The organism is Halobacillus sp. BAB-2008 (assembly GCF_000328325.1).
Classification (GTDB): domain Bacteria; phylum Bacillota; class Bacilli; order Bacillales; family Halobacillaceae; genus Halobacillus.
Map to the genome: position 1 here is coordinate 46,643 of NZ_ANPF01000084.1, position 7,455 is coordinate 54,097.

The window sequence follows — 7,455 nt, forward strand, 5'->3', positions numbered from 1 at the left end:
TGTAGAAGAGGTGAATAAAGATGAACGATTTACGAGCAAGCCGCGTCGGTGAGCAGATGAAAAAAGAGATGAGTGACATCATCTCTAAGAAAATCAAAGATCCGCGCGTAGGCTTTGTAACCGTCACCGAAGTCAAAGTGACGGGTGATTTGCAACAGGCAAAAGTATATATTTCCGTATTGGGAGACGAAAAACAACGGCATGATACCCTTGTTGGCTTAGCGAAAGCGAAAGGCTTCATCCGTTCTGAAATTGGTCAGAGAATTCGACTCCGTAAAACGCCGGAGATCATGTTTGAATTCGATGAAGCGATTGAACGCGGGAATCGTATTGAAACACTCCTCCGTGATTTGGATGATACGGAAAGCTGATAATGGAATCCGTGCTTGTTTAAGCACGGATTTTATCTGTTCTTTTTAATTTCAGGATGGAGGTGGAAGCTATGGATGGAATCTTACCATTATGGAAACCTAAAGGGTTTACATCTCATGACTGCGTCAGTAAAGCGCGTGGTATGTTGAGAATGAAGAAAATCGGCCACACAGGTACGCTTGATCCGGATGTCGAAGGTGTCCTGCCATTGTGCGTTGGAAAGGCGACGAAAATTGTTCCGTTTCTGACGGACACCGACAAAGTATACGAAGCCGTAGTGACCTTGGGGTATTCGACAGATACAGAGGATGCCGGAGGGAATCAGGTGGAAACGCTCAGCGTGGACAAACCGGTGGATAAAACACAAATTAAAGAGACACTTCGGTCTTTCGAAGGAAGAATTACTCAGACTCCTCCGATGTACTCGGCGGTTAAAGTAAACGGCAGGCGGCTCTACGAATACGCAAGAGAAGGAAAAGTTATCGAACGGCCGACGCGTCATGTGACCATTAAGGAAATTGCGCTTACGTCGGTAGATGAATCTGTTCAGAACGGTACTTTCTCGTTCTCCTTCCGCGCTGTATGCTCAAAAGGTACATACATCCGGACTCTCTGCGTGGATATAGGGAAAGCACTCGGATTTCCTGCTCATATGTCTTCTCTGGTACGTACGAAGACAGGAGGCATTGAGAAAGGGGACTGCTACACCTTCGATCAGCTGCAAGAGGCAGCAGATGAAGGAAGAATCAGTGAATTTCTGCTTCCGCTTCAACGGGGCCTTACCCATCTTCCTGTTCTTGAAGTGACAGAAGCAGAGCAGGCAATGATAGCGAACGGAAGAGTACTGGAGGAGCCGGACAATTTCTCAGAAGACGTTTTTGTAGTCTCCCGTTTGGATACGGCGCTGGCCATTTATCAGAAACATCCGGAGAAACCTGGAAAGATCAAGCCTGTCCGGGTATTCTGAAAGAATAGGAAGCAACAATTACAGTAAAGCGCAGGTGAGTTAATGGAAACGTTTCATTTATCGCAGTCATCGCCTGTAGATCCTTTGGAGATCGAGCCGAATGTAACGGCCGTCGGTTTTTTTGACGGTATTCATAAGGGTCATCAGAAGGTTATAAAAGCCGCGGGTAGGAAGGCAGACGAGCTTGGTTTGAAGCGAGCGGTCATGACATTTGATCCTCATCCGTCGGTCGTATTGAAAAACAGCGGAAAAAAGGCAAGGTATATCACACCCCTTGGAGAGAAGAAAGCAATCCTTAAAGAAATGGGCATCGACTACCTATTCGTCGTCCGCTTCGACAAGGGGCTCGCTTCTTTGTCTCCACAAGATTTTGTTGAGCACTATTTTGTAGGCCTGCATGTAAAACACGTCGTAGCCGGGTTTGATTTTACTTATGGATATAAAGGCGCGGGATCTATGCGTACACTTCCTGACGATGCCAGGGGCCGGTTGACTCATACAGTTATTGAGAAAGTGGAGAAGGATCAAGAGAAAGTCAGCTCCACGCGGATTCGGAAGCTGTTGGATACAGGGGAGGTCAGTGAAGTAGAACGGCTGCTCGGAAGACCCTTCTATATCACAGGGAAAGTTGCCTCCGGTGAAAAACGGAGCAGAACCAGTGGTTATCCGACCGCAGACATACAGGTGGATGAGAGCTTTTACCTTCCGAAACCGGGAGTGTACGCCGTTTCGATCCGTCTTAAAGGGAAGAAGCTGTTGGGTATGGCGAATTTAGAGCAGAAACCGATGTTTTATGATACCCAGCATGTAAGTCTGGAAGTGCATGCTTTTGATTTTCGCGGAGACTGGTACGGTGAATGTCTTGCGGTGTGCTTCCATCAGCGGATCCGCAGCGAGCGTAACTTTTCTGATACGGAGGAGATTGCGGGCCAGCGGAAGCAGGACGAAGCTGAGGTTCGTACATTTTTTAAGAGGAATTGACGGTTTCCCTTGCATTTCACCTGAAAAAAATGTAGTCTTTACTATGGAACCTTCGCTTGGCGGAACGTAGCTCCGACGTCCGCTCGGGGATAGGGAATTCTTAACTATTTATAGGAGGTGTAGCTATAATGGCTATCACAAAACAACGTAAACAAGAACTAATCAATGAGTACAAAACTCATGACAATGACACTGGATCTCCAGAAGTACAAATCGCTGTACTTACTGAGCAAATCACGACATTGAACGATCACCTGCGTACACACAAGCAGGACCACCACTCTCGCCGTGGATTGCTTAAAATGGTAGGTAAGCGTCGTAACCTATTGAACTACCTACGTAATAAAGACATTACACGTTACCGTGAGTTAATCAAGAGCCTTGGCTTGCGTCGTTAATGGATGGGAAAAAGCGGGAGTATTCCCGCTTTTTCTGTATGTTTACATACAGAAGGGTGTAAACTGTTCATAGCCCCTTAAGTTGAAAATGAGAGTTATTGAGAGGAGTTAAGTTCTTTATGGCAGAAGAAAAACAAGTGTTTTCCATAGATGTCGCCGGTCGTACATTTTCTGTAGAAATCGGTGAATTGGCAAAGCAGGCAAATGGTGCGGCACTCGTCCATTACGGTGATACGACAGTCCTGTCTACTGCGACGGGATCCAAAGAGCCGAAGGACCTTCCGTTCTTCCCATTGACTGTGAACTACGAAGAGCGTCTATACGCTGTTGGTAAGATCCCTGGAGGTTTCATTAAACGGGAAGGACGTCCCAGTGACAAAGCAGTCCTTGCATCCCGCTTGATTGACCGTCCAATCCGCCCGCTGTTTCCAGAGGGTTTCCGTAATGATGTACAGGTTATCAGTTCTGTAATGAGTGTCGATCAGGACTGTTCTTCTGAAATGGCAGCGATGCTCGGTTCTTCGATTTCCCTTGGAATTTCCAATATTCCATTTGGCGGGCCGATCGCAGGAGTGATCGTCGGTCGAGTCGATGGAGAATTCGTCATCAACCCGACTATCGAACAACAGGAGAAAAGTGATATCGATTTAACGGTTGCCGGTACGAAAGATGCGATCAACATGGTTGAAGCCGGTGCGGATGAGGTTGCAGAAGAAGATATGCTTGAAGCAATCATGTTCGGACACGAGGAAATCAAACGTCTGGTAGCATTCCAGGAAGAGATCATTGCAGCGGTCGGCCGTGAGAAAATGGACGTCCAGTTGTTTGACTTAGACGCCGAGCTTAAGAGCAAGGTGGAAGAACAGGCGAAGGATACCATTATACAAGCAATTAAGACGGAAGAGAAGAAAGCCCGTGAGGAAGCAATCGATCAGGCTAAGACAGAAATTCTATCCATCTATGAAGAGCAGGAAGCCGATGAAGATACCTTAAAACAGGTTGCATCGATCCTTGAACATATGGTGAAGACTGAAGTTCGCCGTCTAATTACAAAAGATAAAATCCGTCCGGACGGGCGTGGAGTGGACGAAATCCGTCCGTTGACTTCCCGTGTTGGACTGCTCCCACGGACACATGGTTCCGGATTGTTCACGCGCGGCCAGACACAGGCGCTGAGCGTGGCGACATTAGGGGCACTTGGTGATGTACAGATTCTGGACGGGCTTGACCTTGAAGAATCCAAACGGTTTATGCACCACTACAACTTCCCTAAATTCTCCGTGGGTGAAACAGGACCAATTCGTGGCCCGGGACGACGGGAAATCGGTCATGGTGCACTTGGTGAGCGGGCGTTGGAGAAGGTTATCCCTTCCGAGAAAGACTTCCCGTACACCATCCGTCTCGTATCTGAAGTACTTGAATCCAACGGTTCTACGTCTCAGGCAAGTATTTGTGCAAGTACGCTTGCTATGATGGATGCAGGTGTTCCAATTAAGGCACCAGTGGCAGGTATCGCGATGGGCCTTGTCAAATCAGACGATGACTATACCATTTTGACAGATATCCAGGGCATGGAAGACGCGCTCGGCGATATGGACTTCAAAGTTGCCGGAACAGCCAAAGGTGTGACAGCCCTGCAAATGGATATTAAAATTGAAGGGTTGTCGAGAGAAATTCTTGATGAAGCTCTCGCTCAGGCGAAAAAAGGCAGAATGGAGATCCTGAACCATATGCTTCAAACAATGCCGGAAACTCGCGGTGAACTTTCTGAGCACGCACCGAAGATCATGACGATGAAGATCAATCCTGATAAGATCCGTGACGTTATAGGACCAAGCGGGAAACAGATCAACCAAATCATTGATGATACCGGAGTGAAGATTGATATCGAGCAGGATGGTACGGTATTCATCTCCTCCACCGATGCAGGAATGAACGCAACGGCACGTAAAATCATTGAAGATATCGTTCGCGAAGTGGAAGTCGGAGAAGTCTACGACGGTAAAGTGAAGCGCATCGAGAAATTCGGAGCCTTCGTTGAATTGTTCAAAGGTAAAGAAGGACTTGTCCATATTTCAGAAATGGCGGAAGAAAGAATTGGTAAGGTGGAAGATATCGTATCTCTTGGAGACACCATCCGTGTCAAAGTTAAGGAAATCGATAGTCAGAAACGAATCAACCTTTCCCGTAAAGCCGTTTTGATCGACGAGAAAAAAGATGAAGAAGCGAATGTAAATAAATAATAGTGAGAAGAAGAGCTGGCCCGCCAGTCTCTTTTTTTCCTTTAACAAACAAGTCTAACGTACTCGCATGGATCATATACTGTCTCTAGAGGTGGTTGTCCATGAATAAGAGAACGGTTGGGCTTTTTTTTATTCTGCTGTCATTTTTGGCCGGATTAGTACTTGCCTATTGGACAGTGGAGGAAGTTGTCTCCGTGAATGTGGATGCAGAAGATCCACTATATAAGGAAATAGAAGAGAGAAAATCGAAATACGAGTGGAAGGTGGAAGATGCGCGGATCGATTCTGTCTGGAAGAAGACACCGGGGATTATGGGCAGGAAAGTAAACATAGAGGCATCCTACAAAAAGATGAAGAAGAAAGGGACGTTTGATTCTGACCTGTTTGTTTATAGACGCATCACACCTAAGGTTTCTCTTGATGATCTCCCTCCTTCCCCCATCTATCGGGGACATCCGGATAAGGAAGCTGTGACCCTTCTCATTAATGTGTCCTGGGGGGAAGAGTATCTGCCGGACATGATTGAGACTCTTTCGGAGCATCAGGTGAAAGCGAACTTCTTTATTGACGGGGCATTCGCAAAAGAATTCACCAATCTTGTTCAAATGATAGAAGAAGAGGGACACACCATCGGAAGTCATGGATATATGCATAAGGATATGGCGAGAATGTCGAAAGAGCAGGCAACAGCCAATTTGGAACAGGCGGATGAGCTTTTATTCGGTTTGACAAAAGAGAACATCACCTATTTCGCCCCTCCTTCCGGCAGCTATTCACAGACGGCTGTGGAAGCAGCGGATGAGATGGGAATGGAAACGATCCTTTGGACCGTAGATACTATAGACTGGAAGAAGCCGACAAAGGATGTGCTGCTTAACAGGGTGCTGGGTAAAGTTCATAACGGAGCTACCATTCTCATGCATCCGACGGAAGTGACGAGAGACAGTCTCGGGGAGCTTATTGAGGGCATTCAGGATAAGGGATACAAGATTACAGCACTGCCTTCATTCTTATCAGAAGAACGTTAGAGGAAGAGGTGCGGTACAGGATGCGCATGAAATCATTGGCTAAAAAGCAGGTCATCGATGTTGATAATGGAGAGAAATTGGGGGTGCTGGGGAAAGCTGATCTTATCATCGATCCCGCATCAGGGACCATCAAATCCCTTGTTATTATGAACCACGGCTTGATCGGCATTGGCACGTCGAAAAAGGAACTGACCATTGAATGGAGTCAGATTAAAACCATTGGGGATGAAACGATCCTTCTCCACAGACGCTGAAGAAAGGATCCAATCATCATCCACCACGGCTTTTTGCTGTGGTGTTTTTTTGTGTTTAAAGCAAATCACTATCTTGGCGTTACGGCATAGGATACAAGGAGATAAGATCATAGAAAGAAGGAGACATCCGTAATGCTAACAGGATATCATGTAGCGGTAATAGGAGGAGATGCCCGGCAGATCGAACTGATCAGGCGCTTGAATGAGTGGGATGCCACGGTGTATTTGGCGGGGTTCGATCAATTAAATGAAAGCTTCAGAGAGGCAGTGGAGCTTGATTTTGAAAGCCAGCAAGCAGAGAAACTCGATGCCGTCATCCTTCCCGTTGCGGGGACGGACGATCAGGGAAGAATTGAGGGGATTTTCTCCAATCAACTCATCGATTTATCGGAAGAATGGTTAAAGCGGACACCGGAGCATTGTCAGATTTTCACCGGAATCACAAACACTTACCTGACTAATCTTGCAAGTCGGGCAGGCCGTAAGCTGGTTCCGCTTATGGACCGGGATGATGTGGCCATTTACAATTCCATTCCCACGGTGGAAGGAACGCTCATGCTCGTCATACAGCATACAGACTTCACGATACACGGATCCAAAGTGATTGTATTTGGTCTGGGACGTGTAGGTGTCGGTCTTGCAAGGACATTCCATCATCTTGGTGCCGACGTCTCCGTGGGAGTCCGGACACCGGAAAGTGCAGCAAGAGTATATGAAATGGGTTTAAAACCAATTGATATGAATGATATAACAGATAAAGACATGGGCTGCGATATTCTTTTGAATACGGTACCTCATCCTGTTGTCGATGCTGCCATTATAAAGCAGTTGCCTTCTCATGCGCTCATATTGGATCTTGCTTCCAAACCGGGAGGGACAGATTTCAAATATGCAGATAAACGAGGGATCAAAGCTTTACTTGCACCCGGCCTCCCGGGGATTGTAGCACCGAAAACCGCAGGGAGAATTATAGCAGATGTGGTCCAGAGGCTTCTGGAACACAAAGCGCGGAAGGAGAATGGATGATGACAACATTAAAAGGAAAAGTAATCGGTTTCGGATTGACCGGATCGCACTGCACGTATCACGAAGTGTTTCCTATCATGCAGCAGCTTGTGGATAAGGGTGCGACAGTTATTCCAATATTGTCCTATACCGTCCAGAAAACAGATACAAGATTTGGAGATGCGGAGGACCACCTGAAGAAGGTGG

The 7,455-nt window shown here is 46.8% G+C and carries 9 protein-coding genes; all 9 read left to right on the forward strand.

Annotated features, from left to right (window positions below; translation table 11 throughout):
• The first annotated feature begins 20 nt into the window (after positions 1 to 20).
• Positions 21 to 371, forward strand: coding sequence for a 30S ribosome-binding factor RbfA (gene rbfA, locus D479_RS17410; RefSeq protein ID WP_008639624.1), 351 nt, complete (start codon positions 21 to 23; stop codon positions 369 to 371).
• 71 nt (positions 372 to 442) lie between these two features.
• Complete coding sequence (gene truB, locus D479_RS17415) at positions 443 to 1,339, forward strand: tRNA pseudouridine(55) synthase TruB (RefSeq protein ID WP_008639625.1); 897 nt, start codon at positions 443 to 445, stop codon at positions 1,337 to 1,339.
• Between the two features lie 42 nt (positions 1,340 to 1,381).
• Positions 1,382 to 2,320, forward strand: coding sequence for a riboflavin biosynthesis protein RibF (gene ribF, locus D479_RS17420; protein WP_008639626.1), 939 nt, complete (start codon positions 1,382 to 1,384; stop codon positions 2,318 to 2,320).
• Positions 2,321 to 2,448: 128 nt separating this feature from the next.
• Positions 2,449 to 2,718 carry a 30S ribosomal protein S15 gene (gene rpsO / locus D479_RS17425; RefSeq protein WP_008639627.1) on the forward strand — a complete coding sequence of 90 codons (270 nt, stop codon included), beginning with the start codon at positions 2,449 to 2,451 and terminating at the stop codon, positions 2,716 to 2,718.
• 119 nt (positions 2,719 to 2,837) lie between these two features.
• On the forward strand, positions 2,838 to 4,961 hold the full coding sequence (gene pnp, locus D479_RS17430) for a polyribonucleotide nucleotidyltransferase (protein WP_008639628.1): 2,124 nt from the start codon (positions 2,838 to 2,840) through the stop codon (positions 4,959 to 4,961).
• A gap of 101 nt (positions 4,962 to 5,062) precedes the next feature.
• Positions 5,063 to 5,989, forward strand: a complete 927-nt coding sequence (locus tag D479_RS17435) for a polysaccharide deacetylase family protein (RefSeq protein ID WP_008639629.1) — start codon at positions 5,063 to 5,065, stop codon at positions 5,987 to 5,989.
• Positions 5,990 to 6,009: 20 nt separating this feature from the next.
• Entirely contained in the window at positions 6,010 to 6,243 is a 234-nt protein-coding gene (locus tag D479_RS17440; protein ID WP_008639630.1) for a YlmC/YmxH family sporulation protein, read from the forward strand.
• Between the two features lie 132 nt (positions 6,244 to 6,375).
• Entirely contained in the window at positions 6,376 to 7,269 is an 894-nt protein-coding gene (gene dpaA, locus D479_RS17445) for a dipicolinic acid synthetase subunit A (RefSeq protein ID WP_008639631.1), read from the forward strand.
• Positions 7,269 to 7,455: flavoprotein (locus tag D479_RS17450; RefSeq protein ID WP_008639633.1), on the forward strand; the 187-nt coding region annotated here is incomplete at its 3' end. The genes dpaA and D479_RS17450, both read left to right, overlap by 1 nt.

Bases quoted from the DNA above. Each gene is read 5' to 3' on its own strand.
- dpaA (WP_008639631.1), top strand. From the start codon at position 6,376: ATGCTAACAGGATATCATGTAGCGGTAATAGGAGGAGATGCCCGGCAG.
- D479_RS17435 (WP_008639629.1), top strand. From the start codon at position 5,063: ATGAATAAGAGAACGGTTGGGCTTTTTTTTATTCTGCTGTCATTTTTG.
- truB (WP_008639625.1), top strand. From the start codon at position 443: ATGGATGGAATCTTACCATTATGGAAACCTAAAGGGTTTACATCTCAT.
- D479_RS17440 (WP_008639630.1), top strand. From the start codon at position 6,010: ATGCGCATGAAATCATTGGCTAAAAAGCAGGTCATCGATGTTGATAAT.
- ribF (WP_008639626.1), top strand. From the start codon at position 1,382: ATGGAAACGTTTCATTTATCGCAGTCATCGCCTGTAGATCCTTTGGAG.
- rpsO (WP_008639627.1), top strand. From the start codon at position 2,449: ATGGCTATCACAAAACAACGTAAACAAGAACTAATCAATGAGTACAAA.
- pnp (WP_008639628.1), top strand. From the start codon at position 2,838: ATGGCAGAAGAAAAACAAGTGTTTTCCATAGATGTCGCCGGTCGTACA.
- rbfA (WP_008639624.1), top strand. From the start codon at position 21: ATGAACGATTTACGAGCAAGCCGCGTCGGTGAGCAGATGAAAAAAGAG.